This window comes from Chondromyces apiculatus DSM 436 (assembly GCF_000601485.1).
Classification (GTDB): Bacteria; Myxococcota_A; Polyangia; order Polyangiales; family Polyangiaceae; genus Chondromyces; species Chondromyces apiculatus.
The window spans coordinates 77,254-103,304 of the sequence record NZ_ASRX01000039.1; the positions used below are offsets into that span (position 1 = coordinate 77,254).

General features: G+C 71.3%; 22 protein-coding genes. 15 read left to right on the top strand and 7 right to left on the bottom strand.

The genetic code is table 11. From position 1 onward, the window contains the following. Window positions 1–5: 5 nt before the first annotated feature. The 7 genes from CAP_RS50840 to CAP_RS23805 all read left to right on the top strand — a co-directional run bounded on the left by CAP_RS50840 (window position 6) and on the right by CAP_RS23805 (window position 6,578). Window positions 6–968: a P-loop NTPase family protein gene (locus CAP_RS50840; protein ID WP_156041085.1), complete on the top strand. Its 963-nt coding sequence runs from the start codon at window positions 6–8 to the stop codon at window positions 966–968. Between the two features lie 13 nt (window positions 969–981). Beyond that, a complete protein-coding gene (locus CAP_RS23780) occupies window positions 982–1,620 on the top strand; it encodes a hypothetical protein (RefSeq protein ID WP_156041086.1) in 639 nt (212 codons plus the stop codon). After that, complete coding sequence (gene proB / locus CAP_RS23785) at window positions 1,613–2,767, top strand: glutamate 5-kinase (protein WP_044244923.1); 1,155 nt, start codon at window positions 1,613–1,615, stop codon at window positions 2,765–2,767. The genes CAP_RS23780 and proB overlap by 8 nt, the downstream gene beginning before the upstream one ends. A 138-nt stretch (window positions 2,768–2,905) precedes the next feature. After that, window positions 2,906–3,442: a hypothetical protein gene (locus CAP_RS23790; protein WP_044244925.1), complete on the top strand. Its 537-nt coding sequence runs from the start codon at window positions 2,906–2,908 to the stop codon at window positions 3,440–3,442. A 332-nt stretch (window positions 3,443–3,774) separates the two neighbouring features. Beyond that, window positions 3,775–4,515, top strand: a complete 741-nt coding sequence (locus CAP_RS23795) for a trypsin-like serine peptidase (protein ID WP_231511648.1) — start codon at window positions 3,775–3,777, stop codon at window positions 4,513–4,515. Between the two features lie 194 nt (window positions 4,516–4,709). After that, on the top strand, window positions 4,710–5,345 hold the full coding sequence (gene lepB / locus CAP_RS23800) for a signal peptidase I (protein ID WP_044244927.1): 636 nt from the start codon (window positions 4,710–4,712) through the stop codon (window positions 5,343–5,345). Between the two features lie 450 nt (window positions 5,346–5,795). After that, on the top strand, window positions 5,796–6,578 hold the full coding sequence (locus tag CAP_RS23805; protein ID WP_156041087.1) for an FHA domain-containing protein: 783 nt from the start codon (window positions 5,796–5,798) through the stop codon (window positions 6,576–6,578). A gap of 117 nt (window positions 6,579–6,695) precedes the next feature. On the opposite strand, the gene CAP_RS23810 is transcribed toward CAP_RS23805, so the two are convergent. Beyond that, complete coding sequence (locus CAP_RS23810) at window positions 6,696–7,265, bottom strand: GbsR/MarR family transcriptional regulator (protein ID WP_370865992.1); 570 nt, start codon at window positions 7,263–7,265, stop codon at window positions 6,696–6,698. Here CAP_RS23810 and CAP_RS53910 point away from each other — a divergent pair. Continuing rightward, a complete protein-coding gene (locus tag CAP_RS53910) occupies window positions 7,194–7,358 on the top strand; it encodes a hypothetical protein (protein ID WP_231511650.1) in 165 nt (54 codons plus the stop codon). The genes CAP_RS23810 and CAP_RS53910 overlap by 72 nt on opposite strands. Before the next feature lie 54 nt (window positions 7,359–7,412). Here the strand turns inward: CAP_RS53910 and CAP_RS23815 are convergent, their stop codons facing one another. The 4 genes from CAP_RS23815 to CAP_RS23830 form a co-directional block, all read right to left on the bottom strand. Further along, on the bottom strand, window positions 7,413–8,063 hold the full coding sequence (locus tag CAP_RS23815; RefSeq protein ID WP_044244929.1) for a TlpA family protein disulfide reductase: 651 nt from the start codon (window positions 8,061–8,063) through the stop codon (window positions 7,413–7,415). 34 nt (window positions 8,064–8,097) lie between these two features. Further along, window positions 8,098–10,347 (bottom strand): FG-GAP repeat domain-containing protein, encoded by a 2,250-nt coding sequence (locus CAP_RS23820; protein ID WP_156041088.1) that lies wholly within the window; start codon window positions 10,345–10,347, stop codon window positions 8,098–8,100. Window positions 10,348–10,394: 47 nt separating this feature from the next. Beyond that, complete coding sequence (locus CAP_RS23825; RefSeq protein ID WP_044245003.1) at window positions 10,395–11,903, bottom strand: radical SAM protein; 1,509 nt, start codon at window positions 11,901–11,903, stop codon at window positions 10,395–10,397. 135 nt (window positions 11,904–12,038) lie between these two features. Further along, window positions 12,039–14,453, bottom strand: a complete 2,415-nt coding sequence (locus CAP_RS23830) for a DNA internalization-related competence protein ComEC/Rec2 (RefSeq protein ID WP_044244930.1) — start codon at window positions 14,451–14,453, stop codon at window positions 12,039–12,041. Window positions 14,454–14,714: 261 nt separating this feature from the next. On the opposite strand from CAP_RS23830, the gene CAP_RS23835 reads away from it, so the two are divergent. The 6 genes from CAP_RS23835 (at window position 14,715) to CAP_RS23860 (ending at window position 20,470) form a co-directional block, all read left to right on the top strand. Then, window positions 14,715–15,905, top strand: a complete 1,191-nt coding sequence (locus CAP_RS23835; RefSeq protein WP_044244931.1) for a S1 family peptidase — start codon at window positions 14,715–14,717, stop codon at window positions 15,903–15,905. 7 nt (window positions 15,906–15,912) lie between these two features. Next, window positions 15,913–16,845 (top strand): ABC transporter substrate-binding protein, encoded by a 933-nt coding sequence (locus CAP_RS23840; protein ID WP_231511651.1) that lies wholly within the window; start codon window positions 15,913–15,915, stop codon window positions 16,843–16,845. Next, a complete protein-coding gene (locus CAP_RS23845) occupies window positions 16,842–17,615 on the top strand; it encodes a TlyA family RNA methyltransferase (protein WP_044244934.1) in 774 nt (257 codons plus the stop codon). Before CAP_RS23840 ends, CAP_RS23845 begins: the two co-directional genes overlap by 4 nt. Window positions 17,616–17,751: 136 nt before the next feature. Then, window positions 17,752–18,933 (top strand): ABC transporter substrate-binding protein, encoded by a 1,182-nt coding sequence (locus CAP_RS23850; RefSeq protein ID WP_231511652.1) that lies wholly within the window; start codon window positions 17,752–17,754, stop codon window positions 18,931–18,933. 27 nt (window positions 18,934–18,960) lie between these two features. Continuing rightward, window positions 18,961–19,845 (top strand): branched-chain amino acid ABC transporter permease, encoded by an 885-nt coding sequence (locus CAP_RS23855; RefSeq protein WP_044244938.1) that lies wholly within the window; start codon window positions 18,961–18,963, stop codon window positions 19,843–19,845. 28 nt (window positions 19,846–19,873) lie between these two features. Further along, a complete protein-coding gene (locus CAP_RS23860) occupies window positions 19,874–20,470 on the top strand; it encodes a hypothetical protein (RefSeq protein WP_044244939.1) in 597 nt (198 codons plus the stop codon). 69 nt (window positions 20,471–20,539) lie between these two features. Here the strand turns inward: CAP_RS23860 and CAP_RS23865 are convergent, their stop codons facing one another. Beyond that, the gene (locus CAP_RS23865) at window positions 20,540–21,241 is read right to left on the bottom strand and encodes a succinate dehydrogenase/fumarate reductase transmembrane subunit (RefSeq protein ID WP_052375773.1); all 702 of its coding nucleotides are present in this window, start codon (window positions 21,239–21,241) and stop codon (window positions 20,540–20,542) included. 47 nt (window positions 21,242–21,288) lie between these two features. Here CAP_RS23865 and CAP_RS23870 point away from each other — a divergent pair, with 47 nt between their 5' ends. Beyond that, window positions 21,289–23,247: an ABC transporter substrate-binding protein gene (locus tag CAP_RS23870; RefSeq protein ID WP_044244941.1), complete on the top strand. Its 1,959-nt coding sequence runs from the start codon at window positions 21,289–21,291 to the stop codon at window positions 23,245–23,247. 261 nt (window positions 23,248–23,508) lie between these two features. Here CAP_RS23870 and CAP_RS55085 read toward each other — a convergent pair whose 3' ends face one another. After that, on the bottom strand, window positions 23,509–26,007 hold the full coding sequence (locus CAP_RS55085) for a DUF2169 family type VI secretion system accessory protein (protein ID WP_044244943.1): 2,499 nt from the start codon (window positions 26,005–26,007) through the stop codon (window positions 23,509–23,511). Window positions 26,008–26,051: the final 44 nt, after the last annotated feature.

Here is a 26,051-nt window from a genome sequence, read left to right on the forward strand (position 1 = left end):
CGGCGATGAGCGTCATCGAGGAAGCCATCGAGGAAAGGGAAGCCCTCCCGCCGCTGTTCGAGGCGCACGAGGTGCGCATCGCCGTCGATGACGTGGTCGCCATCGAGGGGCTCACCTGTGCGACGCATGGTGATCGGCTGCTCTGCACGGGCGAGACGCAGGCTCTCCTGGGGGTGCTCCTGGGGGTGCCTCTCGCTGCACGGGGGCGGCGAGGTGCCGGTGAGCCCGAAGGGGAGGCCAGGGTGGTCGCCGGCACGCTGCGCCTCGCGGGGCGTGAGGTGGGCCGCGCCGCGCATCGGTCGATCGCAGGCGGAGCGATGCTGGATCCGCCCCTGCCAGTGGCGTGGACGGCGGAGGCCTACGTGTCCTGGAGCGCGAAGCTCGGGGGCGGGCCGGCGCGGGCCGGGCGTGACCTCGCGCGCGCTGCGCTGACGAAGGTAGGGCTGGGACACGCGGCGCTCCGGCAGATCGGTGGGCTTTCGTTGCACGAACGTCGGGCGCTCGGGCTGGCCGCCGCAGTGGCGCTCTCGCCCGCGGTCGTGGTGCTCGAAGATCCGCTCTCCGGGCTCGATGGAAGCGCAGCGGCTTTCGTGATGGCGGCGGTCGCTGCGGTGACCGAGGGACGGCAGGCGCTGATCTCGGTCGGGCATCTCAGGATGTCGGGCGCAACGGGGGCGCTGCTCCAGGGGGCGACCGATCTGCTGGTGCTGGCGGAGGGAGCGCTGGTCTTCGCGGGGGCACCCGCAGAGGTGAGCGAGGGGCGACGGGTCTATGCGCTCGTGACGCGGGGACAGGTCGAGAGGCTGAGGGAGGCGCTCGAAGGTCGCGGCCTCGGTGTGCGCGGAGGAACCACGCGACTCCTCGTGACCCTGCGCGAGGGGATGACCACGCGCGACATCGTGGCTGCCGCTGCGGAAGCGCGCGCGCCCCTCCTGGAGATGGTGCCGGTCATCCAGGGCGGGTCGTAGTAGGGTGGGGTCGATGGCACCGAAGAGCTCAGCCACGACCGCCGCATCCTCCGCCGCTCCGCCGCAGGGCCGCCTGGCCGTGCTCACCGGCTTCGCCGTCGCGGCCGCTGCGATCCCTGTCCCCGTCGTCCCCGATCGCCTCATCGCTCGCGTCCGGGGGGCCGTCGTGCACGACATCATTTCGCGCCACGGTCTCAGCCTGACGACCGAAGCGCGGAGCATCCTCGCCGACCCCGGAGAGGGTCACGCAGCCCTGCGTCGGGCGGCAGAAGCCGTGGCGCTGGAGCTGCTGCGTCGGCTGCGGGCGCTCGGATCGCTCGCGGCGGCGGTGCGCGGCTTCGAGGTGTTCGCCCTCGGTCACCTGCTGGACCGGTACATCACCACCGCGCGCCCCACCGGCACCATTCGCATCCACGCAGAGGAGGCGCGCCGCATCCGCGAGCTGATCAGCCGCGCCACGGCGCGGACCCTGTCTCCGGCGCTGACCCCCGCGACCGCGGTGCTGCCAGCAGGTGGCGAGGACCTGCGCGACGAGTTCACGCGCTGGGTGGACACGCTGCTGCTCGGGAGCGCGTCGGCGCCTGATTACATCGCGCGCCGCCTCAGCGCTGCGTTCGACGAGGTCCTGAGGAGCACGTCGTCCAGTGGCTGAAGCCGGGGACGCTCACGCACCAGCGCAAGACACTGACGAGCACGCAGCACGGGCTGCCCTCCGCCGCGCGAAGCGGGTGATCATCAAGATCGGTTCCAAGAGCCTCTCCGGGGACGCCTGGGATCGGCTCGCGCACGAGGTCCTGGCCCTCCGAAGCGGCGCCCACGGCGGAGGGCGACGGGGATCGAGCGCGGGTCGGAGCGTGATTCTCGTCACGAGCGGTGCGATCGCGCTCGGGGTCACCAAGCTCGGCTTCAAGTCGCGCCCCAAGGACATGGCGCGCCTCCAGGCCGCTGCCGCGGCCGGGCAAAGCGTGCTCATGCAGCGCTACGAAGAGGCGTTCGGCAAGGTGGGGCTGGTGGTGGCGCAGGTCCTCCTCACCCACGCCGATCTGGCCGACCGCACCCGCACCAACAATGCGCGCGAGGCGCTCGCGGCGCTCCTGGACGCGGGCGCCGTGCCGATCATCAACGAGAACGACGCCGTGGCGACCGAGGAGATCCGCTTCGGCGACAACGACCAGCTCTCGGCCATGGTGGCGCCGCTCGTGGACGCCGACCTGCTCGTGCTGCTGTCGGACGTCGAGGGCTTGCTCGACGTCAGCGGCCACCGGGTGCCCTTCGTGCGCAGCGTGGCGCGCGAGGCCAGGCACCTGGCCGGTCAATCGACGTCGGGGGTGGGCACCGGAGGGATGGCCAGCAAGGTGGAAGCGGCGCGACGCGCGACGCTGGCCGGCGCGCACGTGGTGATCGCCGCCGCGCGTGACCCGGAGGTGGTGGCGCGGGTCATCGCCGGGGAGGACGTGGGGACCCTGTTCGCAGCCGTCCCGCAGCGCATCGGCGCGCGCAAGCACTGGATCGCATACACCCTGCGCCCCCGCGGCGCGCTGCTCGTCGACAGAGGCGCCGTGGAGGCGATCACCGCGAGCAACCGGAGCATCCTCGCGGTCGGCGTCCTCGGGGTGCGCGGCACCTTCGTTCCCGGGGACGCGGTGGCCATCCTCGATCCCGACGGCGCCGAGATCGCGCGCGGGCTGGCACGCTTCTCGGCAAGCGATGCAGCCCGGATCGCGCGCAAGAAGCGTCCCGACATCGACGACGACATCCTCGTGCACCGCGACGACCTCGTGGTGCTCCCCTCGGAGTAGCGCGGAGCGCCTGGCTCACCGGCCCCTCCTCCGCGTTCCGGGTAGGACGGTATCCCACCTTTTTTACTGCCTGCGCCTGGAACCTGGAACCCGAGCCCCGAGGCGCTGTCGCTCGGTGTGGCTGCTGGAGGTTGGAAGATGCGCTTCGGGTTCGTCGTCGCCAATGCCTGTGTCCTCGCCGGGATCGCCTGGATGACCGCCTTCGGGCCTGGCCTCCGCGCAGGAGAGGTCCTACCGGCCCGGGTCGCCCACGGAGACGTGGCGGTGCTCGAAGCCCGCGCCGCCCACGCGCCCAGCGCCCGGAACGTGACCGCGCTGGCGGCGGCTTACCTGGATCGTGACCAGCCCGGCCTGGCGGCGGCCGCCCTCGCGAACGCCCCCCGCGAGGTTCGGCTGCAGCCGGAGGTCGTCCACATGGAGGCGCGGGCGCTGCTCCGCAGGGGTCAGGTGCGCGAGGCGCTCGCCGTGGCCGAGACGGTCGAGGCGCGCTGCAACGCAGAGCCCACCGGCGACACCGCCTGCCCCGCGTGGCTCTCGGCGAAATCGTCGCGGCAGGTGGCATTCCTCCGCGAGGTCGTCGCCGCCGGCATCGAAGACCTGCGCGCCGACCCCGCAGGGACCGAGGCTGCCTACACCCGCAGCACGGGTCAGGTCCGGGTCGTGGCGATGCGGTGAAGCGGGGGGCACGGAGAAATCGACCCATCTATCGACCCATCTGCAGATTGCGACCCAAGCCGGCGCGCCCATGCACCATCCAATGGCGCGCCCCTATCCTTTGACCTAGCCTGGAACTCTCGCCCGAGGGTCGACACCCGGGCAGCGCACCGCGACCACCGTCTCCTCACACGTGGGAGGACTTGCTCCGGGTGAAACAGCCGCAAGCTCGCCGGTCCGCCGCTCTCGCCTCCGCGTCATCGACGCCGGGGGCTCTCGCCATTTCGCTCGCCACCTCCGCCCTCCTGGTCACGGCCGGGTGCGCATCCGCAGCGAAGCACGCGCCTCCGCCGATGCCTGCAGCGCATACCCAGCAGGAGGCACGCCCGTTCCAGTTCCAGCCGCCCATCGCGCTGGCGCAGGCCGACGATGCCGTGGTGCGCATCGCGGGCGACGTCGCCTGCACCGGCACGCTCATCGCCGAGGATCTGGTGCTGACTGCCCACCACTGCGTCGCAGCCCGCGACGATCAAGGCAGGACCTTGCGCCGGGACGTCGAGCCTGAGCAGCTCTCGATCGAACTCGGAGGCGACTACCTCCCCTGGGGCGAGGTGACGGTGCGGGAGATCGTCTCGCCGGACTGCGGGTACACGTCCGGAGACGGCGACATCGCCATCCTCGTCCTGTCGCGTCGGCTGATCGGGATCCCCACGCTGATGCCGCGGCTGGAGGCGGAGCCTTCGCAACGTGAGCAGGTGATCCCGGTGGGGTTCGGCCGCTGCGCCCTCTCCCCCGAAGGCATCCAGCGCATTCGCCGGCTCGGAGGCTCCGTCGACGCCGTGGCCGCCACGCACTTCGTTGGCGTCACCTCGATCTGTCCGGGAGACTCGGGCGGTCCCGCGCTCAGCCAGGAGCGCGGAGACGTGGTCGGCGTGATCTCTGCGAGCGTGATGGACGCCGACGAGAACACGGCGGGGACCTCCCACTTCACCCGGCTCGACATCTGGCGGGAGCTCTTCTCTGCCGCGCGGGAGATCGCCGCTGGCGCGAGCCCCAGCGAGCTGCCCCCGTTCCGGAGCTGCGCGTCGCGCTGAGGCCAGGGATACCCCTGTGGCGCGCAGCGCGACGATGGGGCGAGCTGGCCATCGCGGCATGATCACGACGACTGCCGCGACGACTGCTGCGAAGGCTCGGGCAAAGCTCCGGTCGTCAGGGGACCTGCGGTTGCGCTACCCTCCTGGCCGAGTCGCCGCGGTGTTCTCACGGCTCTCACAGACCTGAAGAAATCATGCAGAAGCTTTTCAAAGGTCTGGGATGGACCCTGGGCATCCTGGCGATCATCGCGCTGGGGCTACGCGCGATCATCCTCGATGTCTGGACCATCCCCGACGACCCGATCCTCGACGCCTCCATGGCGCCGACACTCTCGGCGGGAGACGTGGTCGTCGCCCTGACGCGAGGAACACCGACCTTCGGCGAGCTCGTGCGGTGCCCTGATCCCGACACGCCTGGTGGGTACGTGGTCGGCCGCATCGCAGGCAGGGCCGGCGACGTCGTCGAGACCGACGGCGTATCCCTCACGGTGAACGGCACGAAGTACGACGGCGAGTCGGCGTGCCCCGAGTCCACGTTCTTCATCAAGCACCCGAGCACCGGGAACGAGGTGAAGATCCACTGCGACGAGGTGGTGATGGGGGGCGGGAAGCACACCCGCGGCTCAAGCCCCAAGGGACCCCTGGAGCGCAAGCTGCGCCACGAGGTCCGGGAAGGGACCGTGTTCTTGCTGAGCGACAACCGGAACTTCCACGACGACTCGCGCGATTTCGGCTCACAGCCCATCGCCACGTGCCAGCGCCTCGTAGTCCGGCTCTGGGGCAAGGGTGGGTGGGGGGACGAGACCCACCGGTTCTCCGTGGTACGCTGAATTCCAGGGAGACGGCAACGAGGGCACGCCCCCAAGGTGCGTAACCAAGAACACACGAACAAGACGACAACGCCCAAGCTTGACCGTTCTCGGGCTGGACGTTTAGAACCGTGGCTCCCGGAGACCGAGGAACCGTTGCAGCATCAGCAGCACGAGATCGGCGTCGTTTGCGGCCAGTGTGACACGTGGAGCCCCATAAGCACCGCGCGATGCCCTGATTGTCAGAACGATCTGTCCCTGTTCACGTCCCAGCGACAGAGCGCGCCGGCGACGGGCTCGTCGAGGACCACATCGCCACAGCGCTCATCCGCGCATGCGTTGCCTGCCACCCGTGTCGGCGACGACGGGCGGGAGACGTCGCAGGTGGCGGCGGCCCCGAAGGGTCCCGGGAATGATGTAAAGGCCACCTCACCGCGCAGCGAATTCGCCGATCTCTCCCAGGAGGAGCTCATGGAGCAAGCCCGTAATTTCGTCTGCCGTTCCTGCTCGAGCGGGGTCCCTTCAGGCCACAAGTTCTGCGGACGGTGCGGCACTGCGGTCCCCGTCGAGATCCTCAACGCGCAGACGCTCTTCTTCGGGGACATGCAGAACCCCGCGAAGTCGAAGCTCATCCTGATCCGAGGGGAGGGGATGGACGGGCTCTCCTACCACCTCAAGGCGGAGCAGCACATCGTCGGTCGCAACGGGCAGATCGTGTTCCCGGACGACCCCTTCGTGTCGCCCAAGCACGCGAACTTCTTCTACCGCGACAGCAAGCTCGTCGTGCGCGACGAGGGCTCGTTGAACGGCGTGTACATCCGCGTGCGCGGCACCGTCGACATCACCCCGGGGGACACTTTCCTCGCAGGCGAGCAAGTCTTCCGCCTCGACCCCACGCCGCGGGCCTCCGACGGCCAGGATCCGGACGGCACCTACTTCTACTCGTCGCCCAAGCACCCGAGCCCCTTCCGGCTGACGCAGATCCTGCAAGGGGGCGCCATCGGCATGACGGTGTGCGCGCGCGGCAGCTCGCTGCAGATCGGACGCGAGGGCGGCGACCTGAACTTCCCGGTCGACCTGTACATGTCGGCCTCGCACTGCCGCATCGACGAGCACGGCAGCAAGTTCAGCCTCACGGACCTCAACAGCCGCAACGGCACCTACGTGCGGATCAAGGCCGAGCGCGAGCTCCAGCACGGCGACTACCTCTTCGTCGGACGCAAGCTGCTCCGCGTCGAGATGAACACCAACTGAGGTACTGCGTACGGCAATTCAGGGACCTTCGGTCCCTACGCTCCCGATGGTCGCTACCCCCGTTGCTTCGCTCGAACGCCGAGCCGAGGACCCGGGACGAACCTGGGAAACGGAGTGCTAGCGCTCTTGCGTCGCTCGCTTGCCGAGACGCGCGGCGACCGCGACGGCCTCACCGGCTGCTCTCGCCGAGTTCGCGGCCGTGCTGAAGGCCTCGAGCACGGGCGCTGGCACCGCCGTGAGCAGCGCCTCCAGATCGACCGGACCGTCCATCTCGGGCAGGAGCCGCTCCATCAGCTCGGCGAACAGGTCGTACTTCCGGGTGAGGTCCGCGAGGCGCATGCGCAAGGAGTCCGCCTCCGAGCCGCGCGCTTCCCCGAGTAGCCCCAGCGCGCGCCTCGACAGGGCCCGCTTGTCCTGGACCACACGGCGCAGGCGCCCCACGTAGGCGCCGATGATCACGTCGGGGTACTTGCCTCTCAGTCCGAAGGTATCGTGACGGGCCCCGTGCTCGCGTCGCCGCTCGATGATGCCGGCAGCCTCCAGCCCGCGCAGGTTGGCGAAGACGTTGCTCTTGGAGCGGCCGAGATCGACGCTGAGCTGCTCCATGGAGCGAGGGTGATCCGCAAGGTAGAGAGCCGCGATGATCTGGCCACCGAGCCGCGTGATCCCTGGAAAGGATGCAGCCACTTCCGCTCCCACCCCTTCGAGCAGCGCATGCCGCGCCGCGGAGACACGTTCCTCATCGCTGGGGGCTTCTTCTGTGCGCTGCTTTCGAAGTGACATGCGCGACCGTGCAGTGCGAGGGGTGGTCGGAGAGCCCAGCCATGCGCTGGTTCAGGTGTCGTCCTCGCAGATCGAGGCGAACGGACCGCTGGGCGTTCCCTTGAAGAACTCGACGGGGCATGTTCCGGGGCGCGAGATCATCTCCCCGATCTCCACGGCCAGCGCATCGGACCAGTCGCGCGGACCGTCGAAGCGAGCGCGGATGATGCCGCTGGGATCGATGATCCAGGTCTCCGGGAAGAGCTTGGTCCCGTACACGTCGGCCACCACGCTGGACTCGGGATCGAAGAGGACGGGGAAGGGTGGCTCCCCTCCCAGGGCCACCTTGAGGGTATCGCGCACCGCGTCTGGCCCCTCGTCGGTCGACACCGTCAGCACCACGAAGTCCTTCCGGCCCCTGGAGAGGCGGGCGAGATCTGCCAGGGCAGGCATCTCCTCCAGGCAGGGCGCACAGGTCTTCGTCCAGAAATTGAGGAACACCGTCTTCCCCCGGTAGGAGGAGAGCCGGACCTTGCGGCCCGTCATGTCCGGCAGCTCGAAGTCCGGCGCGGTGCGGTTGTGGTTGGCGTACGTGGGCTTGAGGGCGCAGAGCGCCGTGCACTGCGTCCGGCGGTGATCCTTCTGCGCGGCCCGGACGAATCCGAAGACCACGAAGGCGGCCGCGGCAATGAAGACGAGCTGCAGGATCTTCGCGAGTTTCACTCCCCGGCAGGCTAGCGCGCCGGGGTGCCGGTGACTACTCCACGGTCGGGCAATCGACCCCGTCGAGGCTCGCGCTGTTGTTGTCCTCGAGGCACTCGTTGAAGGCATCCTGGCCCATCTCGGCCTTGTCCACCTCCACGTAGAAGGACATGTCCTGGTCACCGTCAGGGACATCGTAGGTCACCGTCACGACCTCGTACTGACCCGGCAGGAGCGGCATCGTGGTCACGGCCTCGCCGATGAACGTGCCGCTGTCACTGGTGCCCCTGTAGAAGCGCACCTTCACACCAGCCGGCACACCCAGGCTCCCCTGGTTCTGCACGGAGGCACGAAGACCCACGCCGCTCGGGCAGAGGGACAGCGAGGCCTCGAGGCTCACCTGCAGGTCCGGCGCGTTGAACACGCCAGCTCCCTGGCTCGACTGGCGGTAGTTGTTCAGCCCCTGAGGACCGACCCAGCTCACCGGCTCGGGCGAGGGCACCGTGCCGTCGGCGTTGACGTTGGTGATGTGGTAGGCGTGCTGGTTCCAGACGCGCCGGGTGCGGACCCAGTTGTCCCCCGCGTCGCCGTACACGTAGACGCCATGACGCGGGGTGGCGTTGATGGACGCGTACGTGGGGCACATGTTCGGGTTGGTGTGGTTCGCGTCGTTCGCGGCCAGGACCACCTCGGTGTTGTTGTCGCCGTCCACGTCGACCACCACCGGATACTCGTGGATCGTCGCCGACGAGTTGGCGACCCGGTAGACCTCACTCCCCGTGGTGCCGTCGTACACCCGGAAGAAGCACTCGTCGTTGTAGACAACCTCGGCAGCCCCATCGCCCTGGAAGTCGAAGACGCTCGACCCGGTACGGTTCGACGACAGGTCCTGCGTGGGCTGCTGCCACTTGAGGGTCAGCGCCGGCGGATCTGCCACGTACTCGAACACGGCGTATGCAGAGCCGTTCGCAGAAGCGATCTCCGGCACGCCATCGGCGTCGAAGTCCGCGATGGTGGGCGGCCCGGCAGCCCCGGTGCCCGGCATCGCAGCCTGCGCGATCACGGCCCCCGTGGTCGGGTTCTGCACCCGCACGGTGCCGCTGGCGATGACGACCAGCTCCGGCGTGCCATCGGCGTCGAAGTCCGCGATGGCGGGGTAGCCATCGGTCAGGCCGTTGTCCCAGTAGATCGTGCCGTCTGCCCGCAGCGCGCGGCGTCCGCTGACGATCTCCTGAGGCGGCACCCCGTCCAGGTCCGTGACGATGCTCACGGCGCCGTAGTTGGTGACGTTCGTCCCGAGGAAGCGGCCCCCGTCGAACTGGAGCACGCCGTTGCCGTCGAAGACGACGCCGCCGACGATGATCTCGGGAGTGCCATCGCCCGCGATGTCGGCGATGGCCACCGTGGCCGATTCGAACCCCTGCACGAACGGGGTCACCCCATCGGCCATTGTCGAGCTCCACTTGTAGGAGCCGTCATGCTCGAACGCGATCAGACCGCCACCGCGCTTGCCGGTCACGATCTCCACGTAGCCGTCGCCGTCGATGTCGGCAGCCGCAGGCGTCATCCGTGGCTGCACCTCGTTGCCCGCCTGGTACACACCGGCAGTCGCGTCCCACTTCTCGACCGCCATGGTGGTCGCGGAGCTGCCGTTCAGCGCACGCAGGTAAGCGATCCCCGTCGCGTTGAAGCCGGCCGAGGTGACGATCACCACGTCCGGAGTGCCGTCCTTCTCCAGGTCGACCACCACCGGCATGTTGATCACCTGGTTGGAGGTCGGGAAGATCGGACTCGCGGTCCAGGACCACTCGAGGGTCGGCGTGAGCGGACCGACCGGCGGCTTGTACTCGCAGAGGGGCGCCCCGTCGGGCTGCGGCAAGCACGAGCCGATCGTGGGCTCGCAGAACTCGTCCTCTTCACAATCGGCCCACTCGGCGCAGTCGCCTCCCGGCGGGACGCAGTTCCCCCCGACGCAGTACTCTCCCGCGCCACAGCACACGGTGAGGTCCGGCCCGCAGCGGACGCTGGTCTCGCAGGCTGGCTGGCACGCGTTGATCACGCACTCCTCGCCGGTCGCGCAGCAGTCCCCGGCGCCGCAGACGATCCCGGACTGGCACCCCGGGAGCAGGCCACCTCCCTGGCCATCCCCGCCGGAGCCGTCGCCCCCTTGGCCCCCCTGGCCGCTGCCCCCCTGACCACCAGGGCCGGATCCGCCGCTCGCGCCCTCTTCTTCACCGCACCCGGAGCAACCGCCAATGGCGCTCACCGTGAGAAGACAACCGACGAGCCATGCTCTCTGCCGCATGCCATGCACCTCGCAATATCTCAGGACAGCGGCGATCCGCTGCGACGTCAAGCGCGAGGCGGAGCGGCCGTTGCCGTGGCGAGCGGGAGGCTCCGCTTGCGCGGCGGCTCCGGCACAAGCTTCGCGAACGCGCGCTGCCACGCCCGGAAGTTGCCCCCGGCGCGCGCGGCCTCGAGCACGGCGCGCCCCTCGGCTTCTCCCCCCTTGGCCAGCACCGCCTCCACCCACGCCCACCTGGCGCTCGTCGCGCGGATCTCGGCGCGCCCGCGCAGCCCCTTGCGCAGCCGCTCGAGCCGCGCCTCCACCACGTCGATGCCCGCAAATGCCGCGTCGGAGAGGGGCGTGTTGCGCTTCGGGCAAAAGGGCGCGATGCCCAGCGCGACGGGGTTCACCTTGGAGAGCGCCGTCACGAACCCCACGCACTCGTCGATGTCGGCGTCCGTCTCTCCGGGGACACCGACCATCAGGTAGAGCTTCAACCTCGCCATCCCGTGCTTGCGCGCGAGCTCCGCAGCGCGCTCCAGGTGGCGTACCCGCGCTCGCCGTTCGAGCGACTCGCGGACCCGCTCGCTGGTCCCATCCATGGCCGTGGTCAGCGTCCGGTAACCCCCGAGCTTCAGTGCCCCCACGAAGTCGTCCGTGAGCCGGTCCGGGCGGAGGCTGCTCAAACCCACCTCGCACCCGCGCTCGGCGAGCGTTCGCACGATCTCCACGATCTTCGGGTGATCGCTGACCGCGGCTCCGACGAGGCCCACGCGGGTTGCGTCCGCAGGGATCAGCCCGAGGATGCGCTCCTTCGGCACGATCCGCATCCCCCCGTTCGTGGAGCGCCGCATCACGCAGTAGGCGCAGCCGCGCGAGCAGCCCCGCTCGGTCTCCACCAGAAACATGCTCGACAGCTCGGCCTCGGGCGTCCGGATCGGCGCCCATGCCGGCAGCAGCGCGTCGTCGCACTGCGCGACCGTGGGAAGCCACCCGCCCGCGGGGTGCCGCGCCGGCACGAAGACGTGCGCCATCTGCGCGAGCGCGTCGAGCGCGTCCTCGCGGGAGGGCGCCTCGCGCAGCACCCGGAGCACATCGAGCACCAGGGTGTCCGCCTCGCCCATCAGGATCGCGTCCACGAAGGGCGCGAGCGGCAGCGGGTTGGAGAACGTCAGCGGCCCCCCGGCGATGATGAACGGCTGACGGCGGTCCCGCTCCTCGCGCAGCGCCGGGATGCCAGCCCCGTCGAGGAGCCGCACCACACCCGCGAGCTCCAGCTCGTAGGCGACCGACAGCGCGATGACCGGGAAATCTCCGAGCGGACGCAGTCCCTCGTAGGTGAGGGGCTTCTCCTTGGCGTGCTCCTCGTCCGGCAGGAAGGCCCGCTCGCAGGCCATGCCAGGCTCGGACTGGATGGCCTTGTAGATCTGCAGGTACCCGAGCGAACTCATACCCGCGTTGTAGGGAGAGGGGTACGCGAGGGCGATCTGGAAGGGTGCTTGCTTGTCGATCCGGCCAGTCTCGCTCGCGAGCCGACGCCGGATCGCGCTGCCCAGGGGGCTCGTGCGGGCCATCGCGGCGGAGGGTCCCTTATCGCGGCGTGAGGCGCAAGCCGCGACCGCGATCTTCGCCCCGTTGCTGGCGAGCACGAGCGCGAGCACGAGCGAACACGGGCGAACACGGGCGAACGCGAGCGAATGCAGGCGAGTTCATGGCACCTCCTCGGACCCGCGCTGCACGCGCGTGGCTCCCGGACGGCGCCACCAGGCGTCCTTGCCATCCGTCTCCCAGAGGATGGCCCCGCCCCGATCGGTCCGCGCGACCTCCACGCCTGCCGCACGAAGCGTCGCCATCGACTCGGCGTGGGGATGACCGAAGCGGTTCCTCACCCCGCACGAGATGGCCGCCAGCGACGGGCTCACCGCCTGCAGAAAAGGCGCCCGCGTCGAGCTGCGGCTCCCGTGGTGCCCCACCTTCAGCAGGTCCGCCTTCAGGCCTTCCCCCAGGCGCCTCACCAGCGCCTCCTCGGCCTCGTGCTCCGTATCGCCCACGAGCAACGCCGCGCGCCGACCGTGGCGAATGCGCAGGACAAAAGAGTTGTCATTGGCCCCTCGATCCGGCGCGACGGCCGGACAGGGAGCGAGCACCTCCACGGTCGCGCCGGAGACCCTCTGCGGCGCGCCACAGAGCGCTTCCGGACGCCGCACGGCAGTCCCACGACGCCTCAGATCCTCCAGCAACGCGGCGTAGACCGGACCCGCGCCCTCGCTCTCCCCTTGCCCCGTGTCCCACAGCGCGCCCACCTCCACGCCGGCGAGCGCCGCGGGCAAGCCGCCGAAATGATCGGGATGCGGGTGCGAGAGCACCACCACGTCGAGCCGCTGGCGACGACGCGCGCGCAGGAGCGGCCGGATGACCCGCTCGCCAGGATCCACCGGGCTCCCCACGAAGCCACCCGCATCGACGAGCATCGCCCCGCCCTCGGGCAGGTCCACCAGGATCGCGTCCCCCTGGCCGATGTCGAGCACGTTCACCCGGAGCCGCCCCACCGGCGCTCCCGCGCGCACGGCCGCGACCTCCAGCAGCATCCAGGCAGCAGCCCCCACCAGCAGCGCGGCCATCTGGCGGGGGCGCGTCGGTGCCGTCCAGGCAGCGACGAGGGTCACGGCGAGCGCCGAGAGCTGCTCCGGAGAGGGATCCGGCGTGGGGAGCGTCACGCCTCCCTGAGCGGTGAGACGCGCCACCGCGCGCACCACGAGCAGCGCGCCAGAGCCCACCCACGCGGCCCCCCGCTCCACGTCGGGAGCCCAGGAGAGCACCGCGTGCGCCAGACAGAGCGGCAGCGCCGCGAGCTCGCCCACCGGCGCAGCCACCACGTTGGCGGCGATCCCGAGCACCGGAAACGCTCCCCCGGTGAGGAGGAGCAGCGGCGCACAGCCGAGCATCGCGGCGAGCGTGGTCGCCACCGGCGCGAGCACCTTCTTGAAGAGCCACGGCCCCCGCACCATCAGCCTGGACAGCGGCGGATTCAGCCCGATGAGCCCTGCCGTCGCGCCGGCCGAGAGCATGAAGGAGAGATCGCAGGCCACCAGCGGATCCGCGAGCGCACCTCCCACGATCGACCACGCCAGGCAGCGCAGCGGCGCCGGCCGGAGCCCTGCCGCGTGGGCCAGCATGGCGCAGCTCAGCATCGCCGCTGCCCGGATGGCCGAACCGCTCCCGCCGGCGAAATCGGCGTAGAGCCAGGAGGCCGGGATGCACGCCGCCGCGGAGAACCTGCCCACGTCCCAGCGCGCCGCGAGCACCTCGATGCGCGCCAGCACCGCGCGCAGGGCTGCCGCGAGCCCCGCGACGGCCAGGACCAGGTGGGTCCCCGACACCGCGAGCAGATGCGACAGACCGCTGTCCCGGAACGCCGCCGCGTCCGCAGCATCGAGGTCCGTCTCCCCGAGCACGAGCGCGCGCCCGAGGGCCACGGCTCCCGGATGGTAGGTGTCCTCGATCCGCGCCCGCACCGCGGCACGCGCGCGGTCGATGAGCGCGCGCAGCGTTCCTCCCCGCGTGACGACCTGCGCATCCACCACGGCCCCGCTCGCGGTCACCCCGGAGCGCGCGATCCCGGTGGTGGCGTCGCGCAGCCCCTCGTTGCGAAAGAGGTGCACCGGCGCGAGGTCGACCACGAGCGCCACCTCGTCGCCACGCACGAGCGCGAGCGGAGCCCCGTGCAGCCGCGCGCGGAGGGGCTCCACGAGCGCCCGCTCCCCGCAGCGTCCTTCCGAGAGCTCCACGTCGACGCGCGCCGACGAGGGCTCCTCGGCGCTCCGCGTCGCTTCACCGATCACCACCGGCGACGAGATCACCACCCCGCGCGCTTCACAGCGCGAAGGAGGGCTCAACAGGACCGCGGTGCGCGCGTAGAGGGCCGCCGCTCCATCCAGCGCCACCCGCGCCCGCAGCCCTCCGACCCCGATCGCGAGCGCCACCACCACGAGCACCGTGCGCGACGTCCTCCGCCGCACCATGACCAGGCAGAGCGACGCTGCCACCGCCACGGGCAGCGGCGCGAGCGCGAGCATCGCCCCACCTGCGAGGGCGAGCCCGACAAGCAATACCGGATCGATCATGCGCGCGTCCCTGGCAGCGACCGTGCCGGCCGGAGCAACCCCAGATCCGCGCGAACCTCGACGACTTGGCCCTGGCGGCGCCATGGCGGCCGACACTCGCTCCTCGTGTGCACCCCGCCTCGTGTGCACCCCGCCCTCCTGCACCGCTGCACCACGCCACGCCCCCCGCGCGGACGGAAGCCCGTGCACCCACGAGCACCATCTCCTACAATCGCCCCGGCTCCGGGCGTCGCTCGCTCCCGGACTTCTCCTGGAGGCTCCTTGCGTCAACCCCGTGCCCTCGCCACCGCCCTGTGCCTCGCCCTCCCCGCTGCTGCTTGCGGCGTCGACACGCAAGGCGCGCCGATGGGCGAGGCGTCCGCGGAGATCCGGGGCGGCTACGAGACCGAGGAGCACCCTGCTGTCGTCGCCATCCTCGCCACCTCCGGCACCATGAGTGCCATCTGCACCGGCAGCCTGATCGCCCCCAACCTGGTGCTCACGGCCCAGCATTGCGTTGCCGACATCGAGAACACCGTCAACGGCGGTGTGCTCTGCGGGCAGACCACGTTTGGCGACGCCTGGCAGCAGGGAAGCTTCGCGGTCAGCACCAGAGCGAGGGTCAGCGGCGATCCCAGCATCTACGTCGGCGTGCGCGAGGTGATCGTCCCCGAGGGCCGCACCCAGGTCTGCGGTGACGACGTGGCCCTGCTGGTCCTCGCCGAGCCCATCTCGGCCGAGGAAGCAGCGCCGCTCGTCCCCCGCGTCGACGCGCCGCTCCTGGATGAAGAGGCCTACCTCGCGCTCGGCTACGGCGCGACGGACGACGCTGGATCGGGCGCGGGCGTCCGGCGACAGGTCGACGACCTCACGGTGAGCTGCGTGGCCGAGGAGTGCCCCTCGTTCATCATCACGCCCTCCGAGTGGCAAGGGGACAAGGGGATCTGCCAGGGCGACTCCGGTGGTCCCGCGCTCGACGCCGCGGGCCGCGTCGTCGGCATCGCCTCGCGCGGCGTCACCGGCTGCGAAGACCCCATCTACGGTCACGTGTACGCCTGGGCAGACTGGCTGCGGGAGCAAGCGCTCCATGCCGCGGACGTCGGCGCGATCGACCCACCCCCCTGGGCCACCGGCTTCCCCACGGACCCGGTGTACACCGCTCCCACGGGCGATGCCTGCACCACCGCCGACGAGTGCGGCGGAGGCGTCTGTGTGGACGGCGCTTGCTCCAGACCTTGCACCGACGTCGCCACGTGCCCCGACGGCTACGCGTGCAAGGCCAGCGACGACGCCGAGGCGTCCGCATCCATCTGCGAGAAGCTCCCCAGCCTGAGGAGCGACGACGCCGAGAACGAGGACGGCGCGACCTGCAGCGTCGGGTTCCCAGGCGACGATCCGACCACCCCGATCCCCTGGATGGTGGGCGGCGCCCTCGGTGTCCTCGCCTGGCTCCAGCGCCGTCGCGCCCGCTGAGACACCCTTGATCACCAGCCGACGCGCGACGCTCTTCCTCCTCGCGGCAGGCGCTGCAAGCGCCGCTGGCGCGCTCACCGCCTGCGGACGACGCCCTGACGAGGCAGCGACGGGCACCGCGCCCCGCGTGGTCTCGCTCTCCCCGAGCACCACCGAGGCCGCGTTCGTCGTCGGCGCTGGCGCGACCCTCGTCGGCCGCTCCCGCTACTGCGACTACCCCGAGGACGCGGCCCGCCTCCCCGCCGTGGGTGGCTATGCCGATCCCAGCCTGGAGTCCATCCTCGCGCTGCGGCCCACCCTGGTCATCGGCGCCCGGGGCCCTGCCGGACCGGCCCTCGAAGGGGCCCTGCATGCGCAGGGCATCGACACCTTCTTCCCCGAGACCGAGTCCCTCGCGCAGATCACCTCCATGCTCACCGAGCTCGGACGCCGCCTCGCGGCAGGTCCCTTCGCCGCGCAGGCCATCGCCCACATCCACGAGCGCCGCGCCGCCGTCGAAGCTGCGGTCCGCGACCGCCCGCGGGTGCGCGTCGCGCTCCTGTTCGACACCGCGCCCATCGTCGCGGCCGGCCCCCACGGCTTCCCCGACGAGCTGATCCGGCTCGCTGGCGGCGAGAACGTGATCACCCGCGGCGGCGCCTACCCGACCCTGGGCATCGAGGCCCTCCTCGCCCTCGACCCCGAGGTCCTCCTCGACGGCGCCACCGAAGCCCACGACGGCACGCCCACCGCATCGCGCCTCCTGTCACTGCGCGACTCCCCGGGCTTCCGCGAGCTCAAGGCCATGCGCGAAGGTCGTGTTCGTCCCCTCCGCAGCGCCGCCGCCCTCCGCCCGGGTCCCCGCATCGGCGAGGGCCTCGTCGCCCTGGCCTGCGCCATCCACGGCGACGACCTTGCGATCGCCTCTCCCCCGCCGTCATCCCCCCAGGCCACCCCGTGACCCGCGCCCGCGCCGACGCCCTCCTCGTCTCCCGCGGCCTCGTCCCCTCGCGGACCCAGGCCCAGGCGCTGATCATGGCGGGCCGCATCACCGCGGGCGGCCAGCGCGTCGAGAAGCCCGGCGCCCTCCTGCCCGACGACGCCGACCTCGCCGTTACCCCTGGCCCCCGCTTCGTCTCGCGCGGCGGCGACAAGCTCGATCACGCCGTCGAGGCGTTCACCGCGCGGGGCCTCACCGTGCGCGGCAAGGTCTGCCTCGACGTCGGCGCCTCCACGGGCGGCTTCACCGACTGCCTCCTCCAGCGCGGCGCCGCCCGCGTCGTCGCCGTGGACGTCGGCTACGGCCAGCTCGCCCAGAGCCTCCGGAGCGACCCCCGCGTCGACGTGCGCGAGCGCGTCAACGCCCGCGATCTCCGCCCCGAGGACCTCGGAGAGCCCATCGACCTCGTCGTCGTCGACGCCTCCTTCATCGGCATCGGCAAGCTCATCGAGCCCATCGCCCGCCTCCTCCAGCCGGACCGCGAGCTGGTCGCGCTGATCAAGCCCCAGTTCGAGGCGGGGCGGCGCGCCGCGGCCCGCGCGCGGGGTGTCATCCGTGACGAAGCGACCCGCCTCGAAGCCGTCGCCACGGCGCGGCACGACGTCGAAGCGGCGGGTTTCCAGGTCATCGCCGAGGAAGACAGCGCGCTGCGTGGCCCGAAGGGCAACCTGGAGCGCTTCCTGTATGCCCGCCGCACGCCCGCCGCACGGACCGCGGGGGATAGAGGCTGACGGACCCCGGGCGTTGGTGATAGACGCTGGAAACACCAAGGAACCCTCGACGCCCCGGGCGCCGAGGCAAACCGTGGGTCGCCCCTGGTGGCGTCCCCGGAGGGGAACAGGGGAGATGCTCGGACGACGTCGTTGCATGCAGATGGTCGCCAGCGTGATCGCGCTCGGCGCCCTGCAGATCGGGTGCGGGAAGAAGGAGGGCGCGGACGCGGGCGGTGCGAACCGGAACGCTGCCAACGCCGCGGAGTGGAAGGTGGGCGCCTACCTGAGCCTCTCGGGCGACGACACCGCCTTCGGCACGGACAGCAAGGAAGGCATCGAGCTCGCCGTCGACGAGATCAACAAGGGCGGCGGCCCCAAGGGCAAGCCCCTCAAGGTCCTCTACGAGGACGACAAGTCGAAGCCCGAGGAGGCCACGAACAAGGTCCTCCAGCTCATCGACCGCGACGGGGTGATCGCGGTCATCGGCGAGGTGGCCTCCGCGCGCTCCCGCGCCGGCGGCATCGTCGCCAACAAGAAGAAGGTCCCCATGATCACCCCCTCGTCCACGCACCCGGACGTGACCAAGGACCGCCCCTTCGTCTTCCGCGCCTGCTTCACCGACGACGTGCAGGGCCGCATGGGCGCCCGCTTCGTGGTCACGGACCTGGGCAAGAAGAAGATCGCCCTGCTCTTCGCCTCGGACGACCTCTACTCCTCGGGCCTCGCCACCGAGTTCCGCGAGGAGGCCAAGAAGCTCGGCGCCGAGATCGTCATCGAGAAGAAGTTCCTCAAGAAGGAGACGAACTTCACCACCTACATCAACGAGATCAAGGCGGCGTCGCCGGAGATCATCTACGCGCCCATCTACTACAACGCGATGGCGCCCATCGCCCGGCAGGCCAAGGCCGCTGGCGTCCCCGGCAGCATGTTCATGGGCGGCGACGGCTGGGACGCGCTCGAACTCGTGCGCGACGCGGGCGAGGAGATGGAGGGCGCCTACTTCACCAGCCACTTCGCGCCCGACGTACCCTGGCAGAACTCCCAGGACTTCGTCGCGAAGTACAAGGCCCGCTACGGCGGCCGCAACCCCTCGGCCATCGCGGCCATGGCCTACGACGCGACGCGGCTGCTCGGGGACGCGATCGGCCGCGCCAAGACCGACACCCCCGAGGGCGTCCGCGACGCCATCGCGGAGACCAAGGGCTTCCAGGGCGCGACCGGGACCATCAACATCGACGCCGAGCGCAACGCCGACAAGCCCATCGTGATCGTCCAGATCAAGGACAAGCAGTTCCACTTCCACAGCGCCGTCGGCGGCCAGGTCCCGCCCAAGTAACGGCCACCCCTTCCGAGAACACTTCCCATGATGGAGATCCTGAGCGCCCTGATCACCGGGATCGCGCAGGGGTCGATGATCGCCCTCATCGCCCTCGGCTACACGATGGTCTACGGCATCCTCAAGCTCATCAACTTCGCGCACAGCGAGGTCTTCATGATGGGCGCGTTCATCGGCCTCTTCGCCATCACCGCCCTCGGCGGCACGCAGGCCCCCCTCCTCGCCGGCGTGGGCGGGACGCTCTGCGCCATGGCCTTCGCCGGCGTCCTCGGCGTGGTGGTCGAGCGCGTCGCCTACGCGCCCCTCCGCGGCCGCGGCCGCGGCCTGTCGAACACCCGCATCACCCCGCTCGTGACGGCGCTCGGCATGAGCGTGCTCCTCCAGAACCTGGCGCAGCTCCTCTTCACGGCCCGCTACCGCAACTACCCGCAGCTCCTGCCCATCGAGCACACCCGCAAGGTCATCTTCGTGACGGCGGTGCTGGTGATGATCGGGCTCGAGCTCTTCGTCAAGCGCACCTGGATGGGCAAGGCCATGCGCGCCATCAGCATGAACGCCGAGGCGGCGCGCCTGATGGGCGTCAAGACGAGCCGCGTCATCGCCATCACCTTCGTCACCGGCTCCATGCTCGCCGCGCTCGGCGCGGTCCTCTTCTGCCTCGACCAGTCCCCCGTCTACCCCACCGCGGGCGTGGTCATCGGCACCCGGGCCTTCGTCGCCGCCGTCATCGGCGGCATCGGCAACATCACCGGCGCCATGCTGGGCGGCCTGCTCATCGGCGTCATCGGCGAGCTGACCAAGCTCACCCCCTACTCGGGCCTCCAGGACGTCCTCGTCTTCGCCGCGCTCATCGCCGTGCTCCTGGTCCGTCCGACCGGCCTGCTGGGCAAACCTGGCACCGAGAAGGTGTAGCGCTCCGCCGAGGCGCTATGCTTGCAGCATGAAGCTGCTCCCGCTGGCCCTGGCTGCGCTCACCGCATCCCTCACGGCCTGCAGCGCCTCCCCTCCTGCCAACTGGGCCCTCGGCGGCGCCCCCCTCGACATCCCCCGGGCCCGCTGGACCATCGGCCCGGACACCATCGACATCATGCCGGACGGCCGCATCTTCGTGGACGGCCAGCACGTGTTCTCCCTCGACCGCGGCGGCCGCCTCTACGACCTCGAAGGCGAGCCCGTCGCCCTCCTCGAACCCGACGGCAGGGCCATCGGCGCGGGCGACAAGGACCTCGGCCAGGTCGGCGCCCTGCACGCTTCCCTCCCCGACGAGGAGACCGCCTGGCTCTCCGTCCTCCCGAGCGGCGAGGTGATCCGCTACGACGACGAGGGAGAGCGCATCGGCTACGGCGTCTGGATGGGCTGCAACGTGAGCATGCGCGCCCACCTGGCCTGCACCTTCGTCACCCACATCATCGGCCTGCGCATCCGCACCCGGGAGGGCATGGCCCCTGCCGGCTACACGCCCGGCATGGGCGGCGCGGGCATCGGCATCGGCGTCGGCGTCGGCGTCGGCGTCGGCGTCGGCGTCCCTCTCCAGTAATTTCTCGCGTAATTTCCCGCGTAACTTCCCGCGTAACTTCCCGCGTAACTTCCCGCGTGACCTTCCGCGCTATCCCCAGAGGTTCGCGCCGGTCGCGAAGTAGAGCGTCGTGCTCGCGCCGAGCAGGAACACGAGGAGGCCGAGCAGCCCGAAAGCCCACGCTGCCCCCACCTGGGCCCGCCGCGACACCGTGAGCCCCCACGACACGCAGAAGGTCCACAGACCGAGGGCGAGATGCACCGCGCTGGCGGCGATCCCGCTCAGATACGCGAAGGCCACCACGGGCACCGGCCCCACCATCGACGACAGGTTCGCGGCGAGGCTCGGGTAGAGCTGCTCCGGCGCCGTCCTCCCCAGCCACTGCTGCGCCCAGTACTCCCACAGGTGGAAGCCCACGAAGAGGAACGCCACGATTCCCGTCGCCCGCTGCACGGTGTACATCCAGCGCCTGGACGCGGGATACTTTCCCTCCTCGGGCTTGCCTTCGAGCGCGAGCTTGACCCCGTAGAGGGCATGGAACGCGAGCGGCAGGATGACCAGACCGAGCTCCAGCACCCGCGCGACCGGCGCCTGCGTGAATGCCGCGAACGCCGCGAGCGGGGCGAACGCCGCGTCGTACGCCGCCTGCCCCTCCAGCGCTTTCGCCTGGAGGCAGAGGTGGACCACGAGGAACACGCCCACCGGGACCACGCCCGCGAGCGCATGCAGCTTGCGGAGCGAGAGGCGGCGGCGCCTGTGAACGAGCGGCTTCTCGGTCGATGCCTCGGACACGCTGACCTCGGCTCACGCGACCCCCTGACCCCGGAGCAGAACGCAGCGTGCCCACGCCTGGCCCCGGAGCGCAGAAGGCGGCGATCGCGGCGGGTTTATGGGATGGCGAAGGGGACGTCAAGCTGATGGCGCGCCCCCGATTCCAGGCCCTTTCCGCGCCCCTCTTCCTCGGCCTCGCCCTCGCTGCCCCCCTCGCTTCCGGCGGCTGCGGCGGCTCGGGCAGCGACGCCGCGAACACCCCCATCGCCGCCCTCAGCGCCTCGACCCCTGCCCAGGAGGCGCTCCGACCGCTCCTCCTGCGCTTCGCCGGCGGCTCCCGGCGCGAGCGCGGCTTGCTCGAAAACGACTTCAAGGCGGTCCGCGCCCGCTACCCGAACGACCCCCTCATCCGGGTCATCGACGCGCACCTCGCCTGGATCGCGCTCGACGCCGGCCACCTCGCCCGCGCCGAGGCCATGGCCGTGAAGCTCAGGGCGGGCGAGGCCGGCGTCACCCGCGACCTCGCCCAGGTCCTCCAGGGCGTCGCCCTCCGCCGCCGCGGCCGTGCCCGCGAAGCGTACGCCGTGCTCAGACCCCTGGTCGGCAAGATCATCGACGACTACGTGGGCCGCCTCCTCAACCTGGAGGTCTTCACCGCCGCCACCGAGGCGAAGCAGTGGGCCGACGCGATCGACCTCGCCGACGTCTGGCTCCGGGAAGCTGGCGAGGGCGATCGCACCAACGTCAGCAAGCGCATCGACGAGCTCCTCGCCCGCATCCCCGCCGAGGAGCTCGCGCGCGCCCTGCGCAAGCGCCAGGCCGACCAGCAGGAAGACCTTCCCGAGTCGGAGCGCCTCCTGCGCGCCGCCCTCGCCGAGCGCCTGGCCATCATCGCCCTGGAGAAGCGCGACGTGCGGCTCGCCAAGGAGCTGCTCACGACCTCTGGCCCCCTCCTCGGCGACAAAGGCGACCCCATCGCGGAGCTCGCCGGAGGCGCCACCACGGCCCGCGTCGGCCCTGCCACCGTGGGCCTCCTCGTCTCCGTGCGCACCCCCGAAGCCCGCCGCCGCGGCGCCGAGATGGCGGCTGGCGTCTCCTTCGGCCTCGGCCTGCCCCGCCTCCCCACGAGCAGCCCCACCTCCACGCCTGCCGCCCGCGTGGTGAGCCGCGACGACGGCACCCCGGACGGCGAGGACCGCACCGAAGAGGCCCTCGCGGCCCTCGTCGGCGAGGGCGCCGCGGTGCTGATCACCGGCATCGATCGCGGCCAGGCCACCGCCGCTGCTGCCTTCGCCCGCGCCCAGGAGATCCCCGTGCTCCTCCTGCACCCGCCCGATCCGGGCGCGGTCACCGGCCCCTTCGTGTTCGTGGTCGGCGAGGAGCCCGCCACCGTCGCCGCGGCCCTCTCCGCGGCCCTTCTCAAGAGCGGCGCCCGCAGCGTCGCCCTCCTCGGAGACGCCGAGAGCGTCGCCTCGGCCACGAAGCCTCCTGGCGTCGCCGTGGCCCTCTCCTGCGACGCCCCCCTCGACGAGCGCACCCTCCGCCTCGCTGGCGTGCAGGGCCTCGCCCTGAACGGCGACGCCGCCTGTGCCGAGCGCGGCATCCAGGCCTCGGCGAGGCTCCGGCTCACGCACGCCTTCGGCCTCGAAGCCACCCGTGCCGCTACCGCCACCACCGGCACCACCACCACCACCGCCGCGCTGCTCGCCCGCGCTGGCCGCTATCCTTTCGACACCACCAGCACGGACCGTGACCTCGCTGCCTGGCTCCAGGTGCAGACAGGTCCTCCCGGCTGGTGGGCTGCCCTCGGCCGCGACGCCGCCATCCTCGCCCAGGCCGGCCTCACCGGCCTCCCCGAGCGCGAGACCGAGGACCCTGCCGAGGTGAAGACCCGCAGGCGTGCCGTGACCGACCGCATCGGCAGCGTCACCACCCCGCTATGGACCACCGCCCGCAGCGGCTTCGGCGGCGCCAAGCAGCTCCCCCGCGACCTCGAGATCGACACGCTCCCCGGCAACCCGCGCTGACCCCGCGGACTCCCCCGCGACGTCCACGTGCCCCCGCTCCCCGACTTTGGTCCCTGGTCTTTGGTCCCTGGTCTTTGGTCCCTGGTCTTTGGTCCTTTATCTCCCTCATCCGCCCCTGGTCTTCAGCTCGGCCTTCGAGCGAAGCAACGGGGGTAGCGACCAACGGGAGCGTAGGGACCGAAGGTCCCTGAATTGCCGTACGCAGTACCGACCATCGGGAGCGTAGGGACCGAAGGTCCCTGATCCAGGGTACGCAGTACCCTAGCGACGTGGGCTCCCTACCGTCACTAGCCGTGCCACGGCCAGCGCCTTCAGTGCCGCCGGGCTTCCCTCGTAGGGGTCCTGCTGCGGGTGCACCTCTGCGACGACCCGCGCCCGCATCCGCGGCGACAGCGGCAGCTCCTTGCTGAGCGCCTCGGGCAGGTACGTCGGCACTGGCTCTCCCGACCCCGACGTGTGCAGCAGGCTCCGGATCCAGGTCTGCCCGAGCACCGAGCGCTTCTGGTAGGCCCGCTGCTCCACCAGCATCCGCTCCACCTGCGCCTCGATCGACGCCGGGGACTGCGCGCGCCCTGGCTGCTGCGGCCCTTGCACCTGCGCCACGGCCTCCCGCACCCGCGACGACAGCGCCTCTGCGACGCCTGGTGCCCGCTGCACCCCGGGCGTCTTCATCACCTCCTGCACACCCTCCACTGCGTCCTTCACCCGCTTGTCGGAGGCGTATGGCGCCGACGCCGCGATGGTCGCCTGGAGCGACTCCCACGGATCGAACGGGAAGGACAGCTCCCCCGACACCAGCGCGAGTGGCGCCTCCAGCGACCCGTCTTGCCGGATCGCCTCGTGCAGTGCCTCCTCCACCTCTGCCGCGTCCACCGCCTCGCCCCGGGTGAGCACCCGCTGCACCAGCCGACGCTGCTGCACTTCCTGCGTCTCGGCGCCTTCCTCCTCCATCTCGAAGGCTTCGAGATCGAGGTCGAGCGCGTCGTCCTCGTCCCCCTCACCCTCGCCTGCCGCCTTCGCTGGCGGCTTGCTCGCTTGCACGGACGACCACTTCGGCTCCGCCAGGATCACGTCGGCCTTTGCCGGGTCCACCCAGAGCAGCGTCACCGCCTCGCGCCCCGCTGGACGCACCGGCGCCGACGGCGTCGCGGCCTTCGGGGGCGCCTCCACCGCGGAGCGCTCGAAGATCGCGGCCGCGCCCCCTGGACCTACCGCGCCTGTCATCGCCGCTTCCCCGATGGTCCGCGGCGGCGGCGCGGGTGGCACCATCGCCGGGAGCGGCGCGGGTGGCGGCGCGGGCACCGACGACGGCGTCACGCCCATCGGCATCGCGGGCACTGGCGACGGCGTCACGCCCATCGGCATCGCGGGCACTGGCGGCGCCATGGGCATCACCAGGCTCGGCGCGCTGGGCACGGGTGGCGGCGCGGGGGTCACGTGCGGAACGGGGGGCTTCGGCGCCGGCATCCCCGCCCAGGCATTGTTGTGCGACGACGGCCGCGGCGGTGGCGCCGTGCGCGAGGGGCGCCCGGTCTGCACCGGAGAAGGCAGCTCCGCCGTCACGTTGGGATCACCGGGCACCCCGCGGCGCACCACCGGCGCTGGCCCGGACCCCAGAGGGACCGCACGCGCGCGAGGTGGCTGCGGCCCTTGCCCTTGCTGTGCTGGCGCGAAGGGCAGCACCGTCCCCTCGGTGAACACCGGCTCGTACGTGAGCTCCCCGTCGAACATGTGCCCGTCGTCGCGCGTCTGATCGGGCCTCGCCGCCGGGGCCACCCACGCCCCGCGCCCTCCCCCGTTGTCCATCGACACCACCACCCTCCCCGCCGGCATGGGCCGGTCCATCGTCACCTGTCCGCGCCACACCAGCGCGCAGGTCCCCCGATCCGTATCGATCCACAGCGTATCGCAGGCGAGCCGCACCTCCTCGGGCTGCGCGCCGGGCCGCTCCATCACGGCCAGCGGCGCGGTCCCGGGCAGGCTCGTCACCAGCCGCTGGTGCTGCGGATGCAGATTCTCCAGCACCAGCCGCGCATCGGAGCGCAGCTCCTCGAGCTGCTGATCGTCGGGCGCCGCGTTGAAGAAGCGCAGATCGATCCCCTCTGGCACCGACGTCCCGAGCCGCCCTCCCCCTTGCAGGAACGCCGCGGCGTGGTGGTGCAGCTTCTCCACCCGCGAGGGCCAGGTCGGCGCGATGGGCCCGAAGCCCACCGGCGGGATCACCTCACCTCGCCGCGACACGTGGAACCCGAGCGGCTGCAGGTTGGGGATCGCGGTCGCCCCGTAGCTGTCCACCGCATCTGCCCGCAGGCCCACCGGGTTCATGGTCTCCGGCCCGCCCCCGGCGCGCTCGTAGCGCAGCGGCATCCGCACGAAGCGCGCCCCTTCGCGGAGCTGGCCATCGAGGCTCCAGGCCCGATCGCACACCACCTCCACGGATTTATCCACGTCACCCACCACGAGCCGCGCCGTCAGCGACCGCGTCGGCTCACCGCGCGGCGCGAAGGCGTGCCCCACGAGCAGCACGTCGCTGCGCACCTTGAAGGGCACCAGATCGCTCGGCGCGTAGAGGCTCCGCGACGGATCGTCGTTCCAGTAGTTGTCGTCCTCGCTCGGATCCTCTTGCTGCGGCGCGAGCTCGCAGACCCCCGGGACCAGGCGATACGTCGCCTTCACCGCCAGCGAGAGGGCCCACATTCCCGCGTGCGGCTGCCAGCGCAGCGACGCGACCCGGAGCGAACAGGTGGAGACGACCTCCATGGTGGTCGGCCGGTATATCACCGCCGCCGCGCCACGTGCAGTCG